At 67.7% G+C, this 15650-nt stretch carries 29 protein-coding genes; all 29 read right to left on the reverse strand.

Annotated elements, in window-relative coordinates:
* Nucleotides 1-20: 20 nt before the first annotated feature.
* The 29 genes from rpsD to rplB all read right to left on the reverse strand — a co-directional run bounded on the left by rpsD (nucleotide 21) and on the right by rplB (nucleotide 15650).
* Entirely contained in the window at nucleotides 21-626 is a 606-nt protein-coding gene (rpsD, locus tag ACLJQZ_RS20270) for a 30S ribosomal protein S4 (RefSeq protein WP_247060548.1), read from the reverse strand.
* A gap of 23 nt (nucleotides 627-649) precedes the next feature.
* Nucleotides 650-1057, reverse strand: a complete 408-nt coding sequence (gene rpsK / locus ACLJQZ_RS20275; protein ID WP_247060546.1) for a 30S ribosomal protein S11 — start codon at nucleotides 1055-1057, stop codon at nucleotides 650-652.
* 18 nt (nucleotides 1058-1075) lie between these two features.
* Nucleotides 1076-1261 (reverse strand): hypothetical protein, encoded by a 186-nt coding sequence (locus tag ACLJQZ_RS20280; protein ID WP_020643221.1) that lies wholly within the window; start codon nucleotides 1259-1261, stop codon nucleotides 1076-1078.
* Nucleotides 1258-1638, reverse strand: coding sequence for a 30S ribosomal protein S13 (gene rpsM / locus ACLJQZ_RS20285; protein WP_004558883.1), 381 nt, complete (start codon nucleotides 1636-1638; stop codon nucleotides 1258-1260). Before rpsM ends, ACLJQZ_RS20280 begins: the two co-directional genes overlap by 4 nt.
* A 205-nt stretch (nucleotides 1639-1843) precedes the next feature.
* Nucleotides 1844-1957 carry a 50S ribosomal protein L36 gene (gene rpmJ / locus ACLJQZ_RS20290; protein ID WP_004558882.1) on the reverse strand — a complete coding sequence of 38 codons (114 nt, stop codon included), beginning with the start codon at nucleotides 1955-1957 and terminating at the stop codon, nucleotides 1844-1846.
* Nucleotides 1958-1990: 33 nt separating this feature from the next.
* Nucleotides 1991-2212 carry a translation initiation factor IF-1 gene (gene infA, locus ACLJQZ_RS20295; RefSeq protein WP_004558881.1) on the reverse strand — a complete coding sequence of 74 codons (222 nt, stop codon included), beginning with the start codon at nucleotides 2210-2212 and terminating at the stop codon, nucleotides 1991-1993.
* Between the two features lie 267 nt (nucleotides 2213-2479).
* Nucleotides 2480-3256, reverse strand: coding sequence for a type I methionyl aminopeptidase (gene map, locus ACLJQZ_RS20300; protein ID WP_410621532.1), 777 nt, complete (start codon nucleotides 3254-3256; stop codon nucleotides 2480-2482).
* A 44-nt stretch (nucleotides 3257-3300) separates the two neighbouring features.
* Nucleotides 3301-3855: an adenylate kinase gene (locus ACLJQZ_RS20305; protein ID WP_247060543.1), complete on the reverse strand. Its 555-nt coding sequence runs from the start codon at nucleotides 3853-3855 to the stop codon at nucleotides 3301-3303.
* Nucleotides 3852-5159, reverse strand: a complete 1308-nt coding sequence (gene secY, locus ACLJQZ_RS20310) for a preprotein translocase subunit SecY (protein ID WP_247060542.1) — start codon at nucleotides 5157-5159, stop codon at nucleotides 3852-3854. The genes ACLJQZ_RS20305 and secY overlap by 4 nt, the downstream gene beginning before the upstream one ends.
* Nucleotides 5160-5443: 284 nt before the next feature.
* On the reverse strand, nucleotides 5444-6103 hold the full coding sequence (locus ACLJQZ_RS20315) for a LysE family translocator (RefSeq protein WP_410621533.1): 660 nt from the start codon (nucleotides 6101-6103) through the stop codon (nucleotides 5444-5446).
* A gap of 21 nt (nucleotides 6104-6124) precedes the next feature.
* On the reverse strand, nucleotides 6125-6928 hold the full coding sequence (locus ACLJQZ_RS20320) for a hypothetical protein (RefSeq protein WP_410621534.1): 804 nt from the start codon (nucleotides 6926-6928) through the stop codon (nucleotides 6125-6127).
* A 292-nt stretch (nucleotides 6929-7220) separates the two neighbouring features.
* Nucleotides 7221-7889, reverse strand: a complete 669-nt coding sequence (locus ACLJQZ_RS20325; RefSeq protein WP_410621535.1) for a hypothetical protein — start codon at nucleotides 7887-7889, stop codon at nucleotides 7221-7223.
* A gap of 116 nt (nucleotides 7890-8005) precedes the next feature.
* Nucleotides 8006-8452, reverse strand: coding sequence for a 50S ribosomal protein L15 (rplO, locus tag ACLJQZ_RS20330; protein ID WP_326946019.1), 447 nt, complete (start codon nucleotides 8450-8452; stop codon nucleotides 8006-8008).
* Nucleotides 8449-8634 (reverse strand): 50S ribosomal protein L30, encoded by a 186-nt coding sequence (gene rpmD, locus ACLJQZ_RS20335; RefSeq protein ID WP_247060536.1) that lies wholly within the window; start codon nucleotides 8632-8634, stop codon nucleotides 8449-8451. Before rpmD ends, rplO begins: the two co-directional genes overlap by 4 nt.
* Nucleotide 8635: 1 nt before the next feature.
* Nucleotides 8636-9283 carry a 30S ribosomal protein S5 gene (gene rpsE, locus ACLJQZ_RS20340; protein WP_247060534.1) on the reverse strand — a complete coding sequence of 216 codons (648 nt, stop codon included), beginning with the start codon at nucleotides 9281-9283 and terminating at the stop codon, nucleotides 8636-8638.
* Nucleotides 9284-9320: 37 nt separating this feature from the next.
* Nucleotides 9321-9719 carry a 50S ribosomal protein L18 gene (rplR, locus tag ACLJQZ_RS20345; protein WP_247060532.1) on the reverse strand — a complete coding sequence of 133 codons (399 nt, stop codon included), beginning with the start codon at nucleotides 9717-9719 and terminating at the stop codon, nucleotides 9321-9323.
* A 2-nt stretch (nucleotides 9720-9721) separates the two neighbouring features.
* Nucleotides 9722-10261 (reverse strand): 50S ribosomal protein L6, encoded by a 540-nt coding sequence (rplF, locus tag ACLJQZ_RS20350; protein WP_326946018.1) that lies wholly within the window; start codon nucleotides 10259-10261, stop codon nucleotides 9722-9724.
* 16 nt (nucleotides 10262-10277) lie between these two features.
* The gene (gene rpsH / locus ACLJQZ_RS20355; protein ID WP_247060528.1) at nucleotides 10278-10676 is read right to left on the reverse strand and encodes a 30S ribosomal protein S8; all 399 of its coding nucleotides are present in this window, start codon (nucleotides 10674-10676) and stop codon (nucleotides 10278-10280) included.
* A gap of 98 nt (nucleotides 10677-10774) precedes the next feature.
* A complete protein-coding gene (locus ACLJQZ_RS20360; RefSeq protein WP_020643210.1) occupies nucleotides 10775-10960 on the reverse strand; it encodes a type Z 30S ribosomal protein S14 in 186 nt (61 codons plus the stop codon).
* A gap of 4 nt (nucleotides 10961-10964) precedes the next feature.
* Complete coding sequence (gene rplE, locus ACLJQZ_RS20365) at nucleotides 10965-11528, reverse strand: 50S ribosomal protein L5 (protein WP_247060525.1); 564 nt, start codon at nucleotides 11526-11528, stop codon at nucleotides 10965-10967.
* The gene (rplX, locus tag ACLJQZ_RS20370) at nucleotides 11528-11842 is read right to left on the reverse strand and encodes a 50S ribosomal protein L24 (RefSeq protein ID WP_328445526.1); all 315 of its coding nucleotides are present in this window, start codon (nucleotides 11840-11842) and stop codon (nucleotides 11528-11530) included. Before rplX ends, rplE begins: the two co-directional genes overlap by 1 nt.
* Nucleotides 11842-12210: a 50S ribosomal protein L14 gene (gene rplN, locus ACLJQZ_RS20375; protein WP_004558867.1), complete on the reverse strand. Its 369-nt coding sequence runs from the start codon at nucleotides 12208-12210 to the stop codon at nucleotides 11842-11844. Before rplN ends, rplX begins: the two co-directional genes overlap by 1 nt.
* 94 nt (nucleotides 12211-12304) lie before the next feature.
* On the reverse strand, nucleotides 12305-12583 hold the full coding sequence (rpsQ, locus tag ACLJQZ_RS20380) for a 30S ribosomal protein S17 (protein ID WP_013222609.1): 279 nt from the start codon (nucleotides 12581-12583) through the stop codon (nucleotides 12305-12307).
* A complete protein-coding gene (rpmC, locus tag ACLJQZ_RS20385; protein ID WP_247060522.1) occupies nucleotides 12580-12828 on the reverse strand; it encodes a 50S ribosomal protein L29 in 249 nt (82 codons plus the stop codon). Before rpmC ends, rpsQ begins: the two co-directional genes overlap by 4 nt.
* Nucleotides 12828-13247 carry a 50S ribosomal protein L16 gene (gene rplP, locus ACLJQZ_RS20390; RefSeq protein WP_004558864.1) on the reverse strand — a complete coding sequence of 140 codons (420 nt, stop codon included), beginning with the start codon at nucleotides 13245-13247 and terminating at the stop codon, nucleotides 12828-12830. The genes rpmC and rplP overlap by 1 nt, the downstream gene beginning before the upstream one ends.
* 3 nt (nucleotides 13248-13250) lie before the next feature.
* Entirely contained in the window at nucleotides 13251-14072 is an 822-nt protein-coding gene (gene rpsC, locus ACLJQZ_RS20395; RefSeq protein ID WP_247060521.1) for a 30S ribosomal protein S3, read from the reverse strand.
* On the reverse strand, nucleotides 14072-14485 hold the full coding sequence (gene rplV, locus ACLJQZ_RS20400) for a 50S ribosomal protein L22 (RefSeq protein ID WP_247060520.1): 414 nt from the start codon (nucleotides 14483-14485) through the stop codon (nucleotides 14072-14074). The genes rpsC and rplV overlap by 1 nt, the downstream gene beginning before the upstream one ends.
* A gap of 28 nt (nucleotides 14486-14513) precedes the next feature.
* Nucleotides 14514-14795: a 30S ribosomal protein S19 gene (gene rpsS, locus ACLJQZ_RS20405; protein ID WP_026468892.1), complete on the reverse strand. Its 282-nt coding sequence runs from the start codon at nucleotides 14793-14795 to the stop codon at nucleotides 14514-14516.
* Between the two features lie 18 nt (nucleotides 14796-14813).
* Nucleotides 14814-15650: a 50S ribosomal protein L2 gene (gene rplB, locus ACLJQZ_RS20410; protein ID WP_247060519.1), complete on the reverse strand. Its 837-nt coding sequence runs from the start codon at nucleotides 15648-15650 to the stop codon at nucleotides 14814-14816.

A 15650-nucleotide genomic window follows, 5' to 3' on the forward strand; every position in this document is an offset into this window, starting at 1 on the left:
TAACCGGCCCGAGAGCCGGATTACTTCGAGTAAAGCTCGACGATCAGCTGTTCCTGAACCGGAACGTCGATCTGCGCACGCTCCGGCAGCTGGTGGACCAGCACGCGGAGGTTCGACGAAACGACCTGCAGCCACGCCGGGATCGGGCGGTCGCCGTAGGACTCCTTGGCCACGACCAGGGGCAGCATCGTGAACGACTTCGGCCGCACGTCGATGATGTCCCACTTCGAGACCTGGTAGGACGGGACGTTGACCTTGACGCCGTTGACCAGGAAGTGGCCGTGGCTCACCAGCTGCCGCGCCTGACGGCGGGTGCGGGCGATGCCGGCGCGGTAGATCACGTTGTCCAGGCGGGACTCGAGGATCTGCAGCAGGTTCTCACCGGTCTTACCCGGGCGCCGGACGGCTTCCTTGTAGTACCGGACGAACTGGCGCTCGAGAACGCCGTAGGTGTAGCGAGCCTTCTGCTTCTCCTGCGACTGCAGGAGGTACTCGGACTCCTTGATGCGCCCGCGGCCGTGCTGGCCCGGCGGGTAGGGGCGACGCTCGAAAGCCTGGTCGCCGCCGATGAGGTCAACCTTGAGGCGACGCGAAATACGCGTCGCGGGGCCGGTGTAACGAGCCATTTCTTCTTACTCCTCCCCGTTCCTCAGACCCGGCGCCGCTTGGGCGGGCGGCAGCCGTTGTGAGGCTGCGGGGTCACGTCCTGGATGGTGCCGACCTCGAGGCCGGCCGCCTGCAGCGAGCGGATCGCCGTCTCGCGGCCCGAACCCGGGCCCTTCACGAAGACGTCGACCTTCTTCATGCCGTGCTCGGCAGCCTTGCGGGCGGCGTTCTCGGCGGCCATCTGCGCGGCGAACGGGGTGGACTTACGCGAGCCCTTGAAGCCCACGTGTCCACTCGACGCCCACGCGATCACGGCACCGGTCGGGTCCGTGATCGAGACGATGGTGTTGTTGAAGGTGCTCTTGATGTGCGCGTGACCGTGCGCGACATTCTTCTTTTCCTTGCGGCGGACCTTCTTGGTCCCCGCCGCGGTACGAGACTTCGGTGGCATGTTCTGAGGGTTCTCCTGTTAGCGCGCGTTCTCTTGGTGAGCGGCGACCGCTTCGGCCTGTCCGCGCCGGATGATCGAACCGGCGTCGGTGTACAGGTTGCGGAGCGCCATCGGGCGGGCGTAGAGCGCCTTGGGCGAGACACAAGCCGAGCCGCGACGCTGAGCGCCGCCCATCTGCACGACCTTCTTGCCCTGGACGCTCACTTCTTGCCAGCCTTCTTCTTGCCGGCGACCGTCTTCTTCGGACCCTTGCGGGTACGGGCGTTGGTCTTCGTGCGCTGACCGCGGACGGGCAGTCCGCGACGCCAGCGAAGGCCCTCGTAGCACCCGATCTCGATCTTCCGACGGATGTCGGCGTTCACCTCGCGGCGAAGGTCACCCTCGACCTTGAAGTTCTCTTCGATGTACGTACGCAGCTTCGCGAGGTCGTCATCGCTGAGGTCCTTGACGCGGGTGTCCGCGTTGAGCTCGGCAGCCTTGATGAGCTGCTTCGAGCGGGTACGGCCGATGCCGTAGATGTAGGTAAGCGCGATCTCCAACCGCTTTTCGCGGGGGAGGTCTACGCCAGCGAGTCGTGCCATTGGCGTTGATGCTCCTTCTTAGAATTCATCCTCAGGTCTGCTCCCCGTCCGGTTCCGGGACCGACTCGCCTGTCGTGCCCTCGGCTTGCGCTTCGGGTGTCCCGGCCCCGGCCTGAAGTCCGGGGGTGAACCGGATCACTCGCGTGACCCGGCAGGTGCGGGGAGGTTGTGTAGCCGTCAATCCACTCTGGTCGAGTGCGGGCGATCAGCCCTGCCGCTGCTTGTGCCGCAGGTTTTCGCAGATCACCATGATCCGGCCGTGACGGCGGATCACCTTGCACTTGTCGCAGATCTTCTTGACGCTCGGCTGGACCTTCACGTCTTCTGCTCTCCTGTTAGCTGCTCTTCGTGATCACTTGTAGCGGTAGACGATGCGACCACGAGAGAGGTCGTAGGGCGAGAGCTCCACGACAACCCTGTCCTCGGGCAGGATGCGGATGTAGTGCTGCCGCATCTTGCCGCTGATGTGTGCCAGGACCTTGTGACCGTTCTCCAACTCGACGCGGAACATCGCGTTGGGGAGCGGCTCGACTACGCGGCCTTCGACCTCGATGGCCCCGTCTTTCTTCGCCATGTCCTCCGCATTTCCTTGTCGGCATTGCCTGTCGCTACACTGAGTGATCAGATGAGCACGAATGCCTGTCTGGTGTGCAACGTCGGCACACTCGTGCCCGAGTCCCAGTACCGTGAATTCACGAACGCGCAGGATCCGGGCGCGATAAGTGCGCCGACTTGGTAGTGTACGCAACCCGTGTCGCGACCCCCAAACCGGGGGTAACCATGCTAGAAGAAGGCGCAGGTCGCCGTGCGGATGATCAACACTGACGAGTGAACGCGCAGGTCAGGCGTCTTCCGGAGCGGTAAGCACCCACGGACCGTCGTCGGTGATCGCCACCGTGTGCTCCCAGTGGGCCGCGCGGGAGCCGTCGGCCGTGACGACCGTCCAGCCGTCGTCCAGCTCGCGGGTCTCGCCGCCACCGCCGGTGAGCATCGGCTCGATCGCCAGGGCCATGCCGGGCTTCAGCCGCGGGCCCTTGCCCGGCTTGCCGACGTTCGGCAGGAACGGGTCCATGTGCATCTGGCGGCCGATGCCGTGACCGCCGTACTCGACGATCATCCCGTAGTCGATGCCGTCGTCCTCGGCCGCGCGCTCGGCGGCCGACTGGACGGCGTAGGAGATGTCGGTGAGCCGGCCGCCGGCGGTGACCGCCTCGATCCCGGCCCACATCGCCGCTTCGGTCGCCGCGGACAGCGCCAGGTCGGCCTTCGCGACTTCCCCGATGGCCAGCGTGACGGCGGAGTCGCCGTGCCAGCCGTCGAGGATCGCGCCGCAGTCGACCGAGATCAGGTCACCGTCGGCGAGGACCTGGGTCTTCGCCGGGATGCCGTGGACGATCTGCTCGTTCACCGACGCGCAGATCGACGCCGGGAAGCCGTGGTAGCCCTTGAACGACGGCACCGCGCCGGCGTCCCGGATGGTCTGCTCGGCGAGCTCGTCGAGCTCGGCGGTGCTGACCCCCGGGACCGCGGCGGCGCGGACGGCCGCGAGCGTACGAGCGACGACGAGCCCCGCGGCGCGCATCGACTGCAGCTCGCCCGGGGTCTTGACCTCGATCATGCGCCCACGCCGGAGCACTTGCAGAACACGCAATCCTCCGAGATTCACGTGCGGTCGCGCAGCGCTTTCAGCACGCGGTCCGAGATCTCCTCGACACTGCCGACGCCGTCGACGGTCACCAGGATGCCGGCGTAGTACTCGAGCAGCGGCGCGGTGTCCGACACGTAGATCTGCTGACGGCGGCGGATGACGTCTTCGGTGTCGTCCGCGCGGCCCCGTGACATGAGGCGGCCGACGACGACGTCCTCCGGCACCTGCAGCTGGATCACCGCGGTGAGGGAAGCGTCCGCCTCGCCGAGGATCTCGCCGAGGACCTCGGCCTGCTTGGTGTTGCGGGGGAAGCCGTCGAGCAGGAAGCCGGCCTTCGCGTCCGGCTCCGCGAGCCGCTCGCGGACCATTTCGTTCGTCACCGAGTCGGGCACGAGCTCGCCCGAGTCCAGGTAGCGCTTGGCTTCCTGGCCGAGCGGGGTCTCCTGGCCGACGTGGGCGCGGAACAGGTCGCCGGTCGAGATGTGCGGGATCCGCAACTGCTCGGACAGCGCCACCGCCTGCGTACCTTTGCCCGCGCCGGGCGGACCCACGAGAACCAGCCGCGTCACTTCAAGAACCCTTCGTAGTTGCGCTGCATCAGCTGGCTTTCGATCTGCTTCACGGTGTCGAGCCCGACACCGACCATGATCAGCACAGCTGTGCCACCGAACGGGAAGTTCTGGTTGTTCCCGCTACCGGTCAACGACAGGAAGAAGTTCGGGAGGATCGCGATGATACCGAGGTACAGGGAGCCCGGCAGGGTGATCCGGCCGAGCACGTAGCTCAGGTACTCCGCGGTCGGCCGGCCCGGGCGGATGCCCGGGATGAACCCGCCGAACTTCTTCATCTCATCCGCACGCTCGTCCACGTTGAACGTGATCGTGATGTAGAAGTACGTGAAGAAGATGATCAGGGCGAAGTACAGCGCGATGTGCACCCAGCTGGACTGGTTCACGATGTAGTTCTTGATGAAGACCTGCCAGCCGGAGTTGGCGTTCTGGTCGCCGACGAGGCGGCTGATCAGGTCCGGCAGGTACAGCAGGGAAGACGCGAAGATGACCGGGATGACGCCGGCCTGGTTCACCTTGATCGGCAGGTAGGTCGACGTGCCGCCGTACATCCGGCGGCCGATCATGCGCTTGGCGTACTGCACCGGGATCCGGCGCTGCCCCTGCTCGACGAAGATGACGCTGGCGATGATCACCAGTCCGAAGACGCAGACGATCGTCAGGCCGAGACCACCCGCGTTGCTGAGGATGTTGCCGCCCTCGACCGGGATGCGCGCGGCGATGTTCAGGAAGATCAGGACGGACATGCCGTTGCCGACACCGCGTTCGGTGATCAGCTCACCCAGCCACATCATGACGGCGGTGCCCGCGGTCATGGTGATGACGATGATCGCCAGCGAGTAGACGCTGTTGTCCGGGATGATCGGCGAGTCGCAGTCCGGGAAGAGCTGCTTGCGGTCCGCGAGCGCGACCACACCCGTGGCCTGCAGGATCGCCAGCGCGACCGTCAGGTACCGGGTGTACTGGGTCAGCTTGCCCTGGCCGGACTGCCCTTCCTTCTTCAGCTCCTCGAACCGCGGGATGACCACGGTCAGCAGCTGGATGATGATGCTCGCCGTGATGTACGGCATGATGCCGGTCGAGAAGAGCGACAACTGCAGCAGCGCACCACCGCTGAACAGGTTCAGCAGCTGGTAGACGCCCTCCTGCTGCGCCTGGGAGCTGCACGCCTGAACGGCTCCGTACGAGATCCCGGGGGCCGGAATGGTCGCACCGATTCGGTAGACCGCGACGATGGCTAGCGTGAACAGGATCTTCTTGCGTAGATCCGGCGTCGCGAGAGCCGAGCGGAAGGCGCTGAGCACGCGGGGGACCTCCTCGGCGTCGTCGGCTGTCCTAACCGACGATCGGCTTGGCCGGCACGGGTGGCCGGCGGGAACACAGCACTACTGGCACGCAAGCCAGGAACGCTTCGGGGCACACTCGTCCCGAAGCGTGTCGCCGACTCTAACAGCTTCACAGGGCGTGTCCGCAGTGCGTGTGCGTTTTCCGTACCAAGGTTGCTCCGGCGGGTTGATCCACTTCGGCGTCTTGGCTGTATTCCTTGACACACCGGGCCGTGATCATGGTGGATCCGGGCCCTTCCGGCTCAGGAATTGGCCGTCGCGAGGACGCCGGCCAGGCCGACCAGGACCACTCCGGTACCGCGGTCCACGTTGCGCCGCGCGCGCGGCGACGGCTTGATCGACTTCACCGCGGCGCCGACGCCGACGTAGGCCGAACCGGCCAGGAACTCGGCCAGCAGGTACACCCCGCCCAGCAGCGCGATCTGCGCCGGAAAGGGCCCGTGAGCTGGATCGATGAACTGCGGGACGAAGGCGGTGAAGACGAGGATGGCCTTCGGGTTCGTGATCGCGACGCCGAACTCCTTGCGCGCGACCCGCCACGCGGACACCGGCGTTGTGGGCTGTTCGGCCGCTTCGGCGGCTTCGCCGGCGTCGTCACGGCGGCGGATCGTGGACCACAGCAGGCGCGATCCGAGCCACAGCAGGTAGGCGGCACCGGCCCACTTGATGATCGTGAGCGCGGTTTCGGACGCGGCGAGCAGCTGCCCGAGCCCGGCCGCCACGGCCGTGATCAACAGCGTGAACGCGACCAGCCGGCCGACCAGCCCGGCGAGCCCGCGGCGAACACCGTGCGTCATGCCGTGGTGCAGACCGAGCAGGTTGTTCGCCCCTGGCGTAAGCGCGACGAGCACCGACGCGCCGAAGAAGACCAGTACCCACACGACGACCACCTCCACGTCCACCGTAACGACGGCGGCGAGCGGTTAACCGCGCTCCGGATCCTCCGGCGGCAGCACGGTGATGGCGATGCCGGACGGCGGGGTGGGCGTGTCCGCGTAGGCGGCGCCGGGGTCCGCCCAGGCCGGGCTCGGCTCGGCGGGCGTCAGGTGGCCCAGTACCGCGGACGCGGCGGCGAGGACGACGCCGAGGATCAGCGACCACAGACCGAGGCCGAGGCTGACGTCCAGGCCTTGGTCACCGAGGCCGGAGGAGAACCCGAAGGCGCTCATCCCGATGGTGGCGGCGACGCCGGCGGCGAAGCTCGCCCCGATCACGGTGAGCCGGACACCGAGCCGGCCGGATCGTCTCGTGAAGCTGAAGACCGCCGCGGCCGCCAGCACCGCGACCGCGACCACGATCGGGATCCCGACGGGCGCGGCGGGCTGGTCGATCGAGTAGTTGCCCTCCGCGGAGACCTGGCTGCTCCACGCGGACTCGGTGAAGACCAGCTTGGGGGTGAAGAAGGTCTGCTGGGGCGTCACGTGCTGCTCGATCCGGAGCAGCGGCAGGAAGCACGCGCCGAGGACCAGCACCGTACCGAGCACCACGAGGATCGGCGCGAGCACCCGCGGCGGTCCGGTGGCCGGTTGCGGGGCCTCCGGAGCGGGTGTCTCGGCCGGTGCCGTCGGTGCGGCCGGCGGCGAGCCGGGCAGGACCGCGACCGGGACCGGTTCGGTGGGCGGGCTTTCGCTGTCGGACAGCGAAAGCGGCGGTTGCGGGGGCCGCGGCGGTTCGACCGGGAAGGAGCCGGCGGGTCCGGGCCGGGGCGCCTCCACGGGGAACGCCAAGGGCGACCCCTTCGCCGCCGGTCGCTCTGCCGGGGGCTTCACCGCCTCGGGGTCGGCCGGGCCGAACAAGTCCCCCGTCGCGGACCCCGACGTCTCCACCGGGAAGGCCAGCGGCGACGCGGGGCCGTCCGGCTCCGCAGGCCGTGGTGCCCCGGGATGCGCAGGTTCCGGCGTTCCGGACGGCTCCGCAGGCCGCGGCCCGTCGGACGGGTCTGGCGGGTTCGGGTCCTGCGGCGATCTGTCCACTCTGCGATCTTCCGCGCCGGATCCGGTATCGGCAAGAAACTCCGGTTCAGCGGCCCGGTCGCTCGGGTGGTGCTTCCGGCGGGAGGACCGTGATCGAGACCCCGTCGAGCGCCTGAACCTCCGGCATCGCGAACCCCGACGGCGGGGTGTCCGTGTCGGCGTAGGCCACCGCCGGGTCGGCCCAGTCCGCACCGCGGTGGCCGGCCGTCCGGTGGGTGACCACCGCCGCGGCCGCGGCCACCAGCGTGCCGCCGATGAGGAGCCACATGCCCGGCTCGGTGGTCAGGTCGATGCTGTCGTAGTCCGCACGCGCCCCCTGGCCGAGGCCGACCATCTCGATGGTGAGGACGACACCGGCGGCGAAGACCACGCCCACCTGGCCCAGCCACGCGCCCAGGCGCCGGCGGGCGAGGAGGAGGCCCGTCGCGGCGGCGAGCAGCACCACCATCACGATGATCGGGAAGCCGAAGGGCGCGCTGGGCCGGGCGAGGGACTCCTGGGCGGTGAACTCGATCCGGGTGCCCCACGCCGACGTCGTGATGACGGCCAGGGCGCCGGCCTGCAGCTGGGAAATCGGGTACACGGCGCGGAAGAGCGGCAAGAAAAGCCCGCCGGCCATGAGCACGGTGGCCAGCGCGTAGAGCCCCGGTGCGAGGAGAGCTCGCTTCCGCCGCGGCGTCGTGGCGGGCGGCGGGGGCTGCTGAGGGGTGTCCACTCGCTGATCTTCCAGGCGAAATGCCCGGTGGGCAAGGCTGCCGCACGAGGGCGCGGGAACGCCGAAGGCCCGCCTGGCTGGGCCAGGCGGGCCTTCGGTCAGTACTGCGAACGAGCTCAGTTGGTGGTGGCGGAGCCACCGGCCGCTTCGAGCTTCTCCTTGGCGGAGCCGGAGAAACCGTCGGCGGTCACGTCGAGCTTGACGCCGTCGACGTCACCGTTGCCGAGCACCTTGACGAGCTTGCCCTTGCGGACGAGACCCTTGGAGACGAGCTCCTCGGCGCCGACCTTGCCACCGTCCGGGAAGACGCGGGCGATGTCGCCCACGTTCACCGGCTGGTACTCGGTGCGGAAGCGGTTCTTGAAGCCGCGAAGCTTCGGGAGCCGCATGTGGATGGGCATCTGCCCACCCTCGAAGCCGGCGGGCACGTTCTTCCGGGCCTTGGTGCCCTTGGTACCGCGACCGGCGGTCTTGCCCTTCGAACCCTCACCACGACCGACGCGCATCTTCTCGCGCTTGGCGCCCGGAGCCGGACGCAGGTGGTGGATCTTGATGGCCGTCATGCCTGGACCTCCTCGACCTCCACCAGGTGGCGGACGGTGTGGATCAGGCCGCGCACCTGGGGGGTGTCATCACGCACGACGCTCTGGCGGATCTTGCGCAGCCCGAGGGTGCGCAGCGACTCGCGGTGAGCGTGCTTCGTGCCGATCTTGCTCTTGATCTGGGTGACTTTGAGCTGAGTCATGTCAGGACCCCTGACCCGCGCGCTGGCGCAGCATCCGGGCCGGAGCGACGTCCTCGAGCGGGAGACCGCGGCGGGCCGCGACCTCTTCGGGACGCTGCAGACCCTTTAGGGCCGCCACAGTCGCGTGCACGATGTTGATCGCGTTGTCGGAGCCGAGCGACTTCGACAGCACGTCGTGGACGCCCGCGCACTCCAGCACCGCGCGCACCGGGCCACCGGCGATGACGCCGGTACCGGCGGAAGCCGGACGGAGCAGCACGACACCGGCGGCTTCCTCACCCGTGATCGGGTGGGGGATGGTGCCACCGACGCGGGGGACGCGGAAGAAGTTCTTCTTCGCTTCCTCGACGCCCTTGGCGATCGCCGCGGGAACTTCCTTGGCCTTGCCGTAGCCGACGCCGACCTGACCGTCACCGTCACCGACGACGACGAGGGCGGTGAAGCTGAAGCGACGACCACCCTTGACGACCTTGGCGACGCGGTTGATCGTCACGACCTTCTCGAGGTGCGGGGTCTTGTCCTGGCCGGCCCCGCCACGGCCGCTGTCGCGCCGGTCCCGGCCGCCACCGCGACGGTCATTGCGGTCGTTGCCGCCCTGCCCGCCGGGTCCGCCCTGTCCGCCGCCGAATTGCCGTGTACGTCCCGGCATCAGGCTGTCCCTTCTTGCTTCTGCAACTGCATGGTCGTCAGAACTCCAACCCCGCCTCACGGGCGGCGTCGGCGAGCGCGGCGATGCGGCCGTGGTAGGCGTTGCCCCCACGGTCGAACACCACAGCCGAGATCCCGGCGTTCTTGGCACGGGCCGCGACGAGTTCCCCGACCTTGGCGGCCTTGGCCTTCTTGTCGCCGTCCAGCGCCCGCACGTCCGCCTCGAGGGTGGACGCCGACGCCAGCGTGTGGCCGGCGAGGTCGTCGATGACCTGCACGGCGATGTGCCGCGAAGACCGCTTGACGACCAGGCGCGGACGCTGTTCGGTGCCCGCGACCTTCTTGCGGAGCCGGAAGTGCCGACGGGTCTTCGCAACGCGTCGGCGGGTCGAGATGTCCTTGCCCACCGGCTTGCGCTTCGTAGTCGTGTCGCTCATGATCACTTACCCGTCTTTCCGACCTTGCGGCGGATCTTCTCACCCTCGTACCGCAGGCCCTTGCCCTTGTACGGGTCCGGGCGCCGCAGCTTGCGGATGACGGCCGAGATCTGGCCGACCTTCTGCTTGTCGATACCGGAGACCGAGAACCGGGTCGGGGTCTCCACCTTGAAGGTGATGCCTTCCGGGGCTTCGATCTTCACCGGGTGCGAGTAGCCCAGGGCGAACTCGAGGTCCGAGCCCTTGGCCTGCACGCGGTAACCGACACCGTGGATCTCGAGCTTCTTCTCGTAGCCGGCGGTGACGCCCACCACGAGGTTGTTCACGAGCGTGCGGGTGAGGCCGTGCATGGCCTTGCTGTAGCGCTCGTCGTCCGGGCGCTTGATCAGCAGGGTGCCTGCCTCGTCGCGCTCGACCGTGATCGGCTCGGCGATGGTGTGTTCCAGGGTCCCCTTGGGGCCCTTGACGCTGATGCGCTGACCGTCGATGGTCACCTCGACCCCGGAGGGGACGGCGACCGGCAGCTTTCCGATGCGTGACATGTCTGTGCCCCCTTCCTTACCAGACGTAGGCGAGGACTTCGCCGCCCACGCTGTTTCGCTTGGCCTGACGGTCCGTCTGCAGCCCCGAAGACGTCGAGAGGATCGCGACGCCGAGGCCACCCAGAACGGACGGCAGTTCGGTCGATTTTGCGTAGACCCGCAGGCCGGGCTTGGACACGCGCCGGAGGCCGGCGATGCTGCGCTCACGGTTGGGGCCGTACTTGAGCTCGACGATCAGGTTCTTGTGCTTCTCGCCCGGCTCGTCGCGGTAGCTCGCGATGTAACCCTCACGCTTGAGGATCTCCGCGATGTTCGCCTTGAGCTTCGAGTGGGGAAGCACGACCTCGTCGTGGTACGCCGAGTTCGCGTTACGCAGACGGGTCAAGAAGTCTGCGATCGGGTCGGTCATCGTCATGGTGACCTGTCAACCTTTCTCGCCTGGTTCCCCGCCACCCGGGAGTTCCGGGCAGCGGGGCCTGTGGCGAAGTGGGAGTTAAAGATAAAGAAACGCTTCTACCAGCTGGACTTGCGGACCCCGGGCAGCTCGCCCGCGTGCGCCATCTCGCGAAGGCAGATCCGGCAGAGCCCGAACTTGCGGAACACCGCGTGCGGGCGGCCGCACCGCTGGCAACGGGTGTAGCCGCGCACGGCGAACTTCGGCTTCTTCGAGGCCTTGTGGACCAGTGCTTTCTTGGCCATCGGCTCAGTTCTCCTTGAACGGGAAGCCGAGCTTGCGCAGCAGCGCCCGGCCCTCGTCGTCGTTCGTGGCGGTCGTGACGACGGTGACGTCCATGCCGCGCGGGCGGTCGATGGAGTCAGGGTCGATCTCGTGGAACATCGACTGCTCGTTGAGACCGAACGTGTAGTTACCGTGGCCGTCGAACTGCTTCGGCGAAAGCCCGCGGAAGTCGCGGATACGCGGCAGCGCGATGGTCAGCAACCGGTCGAGGAACTCCCACATCCGGTCGCCGCGCAGCGTGACGCGCGCACCGATCGGCTGACCCTCGCGCAGCTTGAACTGCGCGATGGACTTGCGAGCCTTCCGGACCTCGGGCTTCTGGCCGGTGATCAGGGCGAGGTCCTTGACCGCGCCATCGATCAGCTTGCTGTCGCGAGCGGCGTCACCGACGCCCATGTTCACGACGACCTTCACGACGCCCGGGATCTGGTGGACGTTGACGAAGGAGAACTCCGCCTGCAGCTGTCCCTTGATCTCTTCGCGGTAGCGCACCTTGAGGCGCGGCGCGACCTTCTCTGCGGTGGTCATCAGATGTCCTTACCGTTCCGGCGCGAGATCCGGACCTTCTTGCCGTCCTCGCCGATGCGGTAACCCACCCGGGTCGGCTTGCCGTCCGCGTCGACCACCATCACGTTCGAGATGTGGATGGGGGCTTCCTGGGTGACGATGCCACCGGACTGCGCGCCGCGCTGGGTCTGGCTGATCCGCGTGTGCTTCTTGATCCGGTTCACGCCCTCGACCAGCACGCGGTCGCGCTCGGGGTAAGCCTGGATAACCTTGCCCTTGGCGCCCTTGTCCTTGCCGGCGATGACGACGACCGTGTCGCCCTTCTTCACCTTCATTACAGCACCTCCGGCGCGAGCGAAATGATCTTCATGAACTTTCGGTCGCGCAGCTCGCGGCCCACCGGGCCGAAGATGCGGGTGCCGCGGGGCTCGTTGTCGTTCTTGATGAGCACGGCGGCGTTCTCGTCGAACCGGATGTAGGAACCGTCCGGACGACGACGCTCCTTGACCGTGCGGACGATGACCGCCTTGACGACGTCGCCCTTCTTCACCCCGGCAGCCGGGATGGCGTCCTTCACGGTGGCGACGATGATGTCGCCGATGCCGGCGTAGCGCCGCCCGGAGCCACCGAGAACCCGGATGCAGAGGATTTCCTTTGCACCCGTGTTGTCGGCTACCCGAAGCCGCGACTCCTGCTGGATCACGTCAACTCCTGTATGTCGCGCCGGTTCTCGCCAGCTCGTGAAAGGTCACAGTGAGCGAGCCTTGCGGAACTAAGGACTCTCGAGAGAGCCCTGCTTACTTGGCCTTCTCCACGATCTGCACCAGGCGCCACCGCTTCGTCGCCGACAGCGGGCGGGTCTCCATCAGGGTGACCCGGTCGCCCACGCCCGCCTCGTTGTTCTCGTCGTGCACCTTGACCTTGGTGGTGCTGCGAACGACCTTCGAGTAACGGGGGTGCTTCTTGCGGTCTTCGAGCTCGACCACGATCGTCTTGTTCATCTTGTCCGAAACCACGTAGCCCTCGCGGACCTTGCGGTCGTTCCGGGCCGGCGTCTCGGTGGTGGGCTCGCTCATGCGGCACCTTCACTCTCGGCGTCGGGGGCCACGGACAAGCCGAGTTCGCGCTCGCGCATGACCGTGTAGATCCGCGCGATGTCCGTGCGGACGGTGCGCAGACGGCGGTTGTTGTCGAGCTGCCCGGTCGCCATCTGGAAGCGGAGGTTGAAGAGCTCCTCCTTGTATTCCTTCAGACGCAGGACGAGCTCTTCCGCGGTGAGCTCACGCAGCTCCGATGCCAGAGCGGCACCTGCCTTCGCCATCAGAACTCACCACCTTCACGGGTCACGATGCGGCATTTCATGGGCAGCTTGTGGATCGCGCGACGGAGCGCCTCGCGGGCGGTCTCCTCGTTCGGGAAGCTGATCTCGAACATCACGCGACCCGGCTTCACGTTGGCGATCCACCACTCGGGCGAACCCTTACCGGAACCCATGCGGGTTTCGGCCGGCTTCTTCGTCAGCGGGCGGTCCGGGTAGATGGTCGTCCACACCTTGCCACCACGCTTGATGTGACGGGTCATGGCGATACGAGCGGACTCGATCTGCCGGTTCGTCACGTAGCTGTGCTCAAGCGCCTGGATGCCGTACTCGCCGAAGCTGACCTTCGTGCCACCCTTGGCGGCGCCGTGGCGCTTCGGGGAGTGCTGCTTCCGGTGCTTGACCCTGCGCGGGATGAGCACGTCTCAGCCCTCCGTCTTTTCTGCGGTCTCGGTGGCCGGGGCCGCCTCGGTCGTGGCGGCAGCGGCAGCGCGACCGGCTTCGGTCGAGGTGGCGGTCGTGCCCGACGCGCCGGAACGACGCGGGCGGGCCGGCCGGTCACTGCGCTCGCGACGCGGCGCGCGCTCGGCGGCGTCACGGGCTTCGCGGGCCTTCAGGCCACCGACGAGCTCACCCTTGTAGATCCACACCTTGACGCCGATGCGACCGAACGTCGTCTTGGCCTCGAAGAAGCCGTAGTCGATGTCGGCGCGCAGCGTGTGCAGCGGGACACGGCCGTCGCGGTAGTGCTCGGAGCGGGACATCTCGGCACCGCCGAGACGACCGCCGCACTGCACGCGAATGCCCTTGACCTGCGGCGAACGCATGGAGGTCTGGATCGCCTTCCGCATCGCGCGGCGGAACGCCACACGGTTGGAGAGCTGCTCCGCGACCGCCTGGGCGACCAGCTGGGCGTCGGCCTCGGGGTTCTTGACCTCGAGGATGTTCAGCTGGACCTGCTTCTTGGTCAGCTTCTCCAGCGCGCCGCGGATCCGGTCGGCCTCCGCGCCGCGGCGGCCGATGACGATGCCCGGCCGGGCGGTGTGGATGTCGACGCGGACGCGGTCACGGGTGCGCTCGATCTCGACCTTGGAGATGCCGGCGCGCTCCATGCCCGTCGCCAGCAGCTTCCGGATCTTGACGTCCTCGGCCACGTACTCGGCGTACTGCTTGTCGGCGTACCAGCGCGACTTCCAGTCCGTGGTGATACCCAGGCGGAAACCGTGCGGGTTGATTTTCTGGCCCACTACCGGCCACCTGCCTTCTTCTTGCTCTGAGCCTTCTGCGCGGCGGCCGGACGCGACTCCACCTCGACGGTGATGTGGCTGGTCCGCTTGCGGATCCGGTACGCGCGCCCCTGGGCCCGCGGACGGATGCGCTTGAGGGTCGGGCCCTCGTCGGCGTACGCGTTCTTGACCCAGAGCGTCTCCGGGTCCAGCTGAAGGTTGTTCTCGGCGTTGGCCACGGCGCTCGCGAGCACCTTCGCGACCGGCTCGCTCGCCGCCTGGGGGGCGAAGCGGAGCACGGCCAAGGCGTCGGCGGCGCTACGTCCCTTGATGAGCTCGATGACCCGGCGCACCTTGGTAGGCGAGTCCCGGACAAAGCGAGCCCGCGCGTATGCCACAGGCAGAGCCTCGGCTACGTCGTTCTGGGCGTTCATCGCTAGTTCCTTGATCTCTCGTGCCCGCTCAGCGGCGGCGCGACTTCCGGTCGTCCTTGATGTGACCCTTGAAGGTCCGAGTCGGGGCGAACTCCCCCAGCTTGTGACCCACCATTGCCTCGGTGACGAACACCGGGACGTGCTTGCGGCCGTCGTGCACCGCGATCGTGTGACCCAGGAAGTCCGGGATGATCGTGGACCGACGCGACCAGGTCTTGATGACGGTCTTCTTGCCCGACTCGTTGAGAACGTCCACCTTCTTGAGCAGGTGGTCGTCCACGAAGGGGCCCTTTTTGAGGCTACGTGGCATGTTCTTCTACCTCCCTGCTCAGCGCTTGTTCTTGCCGGTACGGCGACGGCGGACGATCATCGCGTCGGATGCCTTGCGGCGACGCGTGCGGCCCTCGGGCTTACCGTTCGGGTTGACGGGGTGACGACCACCGGACGTCTTGCCCTCGCCACCACCGTGCGGGTGGTCGACCGGGTTCATGACGACACCACGGACCGTGGGGCGCTTGCCGCGCCAGCGGTTACGGCCGGCCTTGCCCCAGTTGATGTTGGCGTGCTCGGAGTTGCCGACCTCGCCGATGGTGGCGCGGTTGCGCACGTCCACGTTGCGGATCTCACCCGAGGGGAGACGCAGCTGGGCGTACGGACCGTCCTTGGCGACGAGCTGCACCTTCGCGCCCGCGGACCGCGCCATCTTCGCGCCGCCACCGGGGCGGAGCTCGATCGCGTGGATCACGGTACCGACCGGGATGTTGCGCAGCGGCAGGTTGTTGCCCGGCTTGATGTCGGCGCGGGGGCCGTTCTCAACCGTGTCACCCTGGCGAAGCTTCTCCGGTGCGATGATGTAGCGCTTCTCACCGTCGGCGTAGTGCAGCAGCGCGATGCGAGCGGACCGGTTGGGGTCGTACTCGATGTGCGCGACCTTGGCGGGAACGCCGTCCTTGTCGTTCCGGCGGAAGTCGATCAGCCGGTACGCACGCTTGTGGCCACCACCCTTGTGCCGGGTGGTGATCTTGCCGGACGAGTTGCGACCGCCCGTGCCGCTCAGCGGACGCAGCAGCGACTTCTCGGGAGTCGAGCGGGTGATCTCGGCGAAGTCCGAGACGCTCGAACCGCGACGACCCGGGGTCGTCGGCTTGTACTTGCGGATGCCCAT

Origin of the sequence: Amycolatopsis sp. cmx-8-4 (assembly GCF_046548675.1) — a bacterium.
Lineage (GTDB): Bacteria > Actinomycetota > Actinomycetes > Mycobacteriales > Pseudonocardiaceae > Amycolatopsis.

Coding starts and splice junctions, on each gene's coding strand:
- map (WP_410621532.1), bottom strand. CDS start 3,256: ATGATCGAGGTCAAGACCCCGGGCGAGCTGCAGTCGATGCGCGCCGCG.
- rplE (WP_247060525.1), bottom strand. CDS start 11,528: ATGACCACCGCAGAGAAGGTCGCGCCGCGCCTCAAGGTGCGCTACCGC.
- rpmD (WP_247060536.1), bottom strand. CDS start 8,634: ATGACTCAGCTCAAAGTCACCCAGATCAAGAGCAAGATCGGCACGAAG.
- rplO (WP_326946019.1), bottom strand. CDS start 8,452: ATGACGGCCATCAAGATCCACCACCTGCGTCCGGCTCCGGGCGCCAAG.
- rplF (WP_326946018.1), bottom strand. CDS start 10,261: ATGTCACGCATCGGAAAGCTGCCGGTCGCCGTCCCCTCCGGGGTCGAG.
- rplB (WP_247060519.1), bottom strand. CDS start 15,650: ATGGGCATCCGCAAGTACAAGCCGACGACCCCGGGTCGTCGCGGTTCG.
- ACLJQZ_RS20360 (WP_020643210.1), bottom strand. CDS start 10,960: ATGGCCAAGAAAGCACTGGTCCACAAGGCCTCGAAGAAGCCGAAGTTC.
- rpmC (WP_247060522.1), bottom strand. CDS start 12,828: ATGGCGAAGGCAGGTGCCGCTCTGGCATCGGAGCTGCGTGAGCTCACC.
- rpsM (WP_004558883.1), bottom strand. CDS start 1,638: ATGGCACGACTCGCTGGCGTAGACCTCCCCCGCGAAAAGCGGTTGGAG.
- rplR (WP_247060532.1), bottom strand. CDS start 9,719: ATGAGCGACACGACTACGAAGCGCAAGCCGGTGGGCAAGGACATCTCG.
- rpsK (WP_247060546.1), bottom strand. CDS start 1,057: ATGCCACCGAAGTCTCGTACCGCGGCGGGGACCAAGAAGGTCCGCCGC.
- infA (WP_004558881.1), bottom strand. CDS start 2,212: ATGGCGAAGAAAGACGGGGCCATCGAGGTCGAAGGCCGCGTAGTCGAG.
- rpsD (WP_247060548.1), bottom strand. CDS start 626: ATGGCTCGTTACACCGGCCCCGCGACGCGTATTTCGCGTCGCCTCAAG.
- rplV (WP_247060520.1), bottom strand. CDS start 14,485: ATGAACGCCCAGAACGACGTAGCCGAGGCTCTGCCTGTGGCATACGCG.
- rpsQ (WP_013222609.1), bottom strand. CDS start 12,583: ATGAGCGAGCCCACCACCGAGACGCCGGCCCGGAACGACCGCAAGGTC.
- rplX (WP_328445526.1), bottom strand. CDS start 11,842: ATGAAGGTGAAGAAGGGCGACACGGTCGTCGTCATCGCCGGCAAGGAC.
- rpsH (WP_247060528.1), bottom strand. CDS start 10,676: ATGACGATGACCGACCCGATCGCAGACTTCTTGACCCGTCTGCGTAAC.
- rpsS (WP_026468892.1), bottom strand. CDS start 14,795: ATGCCACGTAGCCTCAAAAAGGGCCCCTTCGTGGACGACCACCTGCTC.
- rpsE (WP_247060534.1), bottom strand. CDS start 9,283: ATGCCGGGACGTACACGGCAATTCGGCGGCGGACAGGGCGGACCCGGC.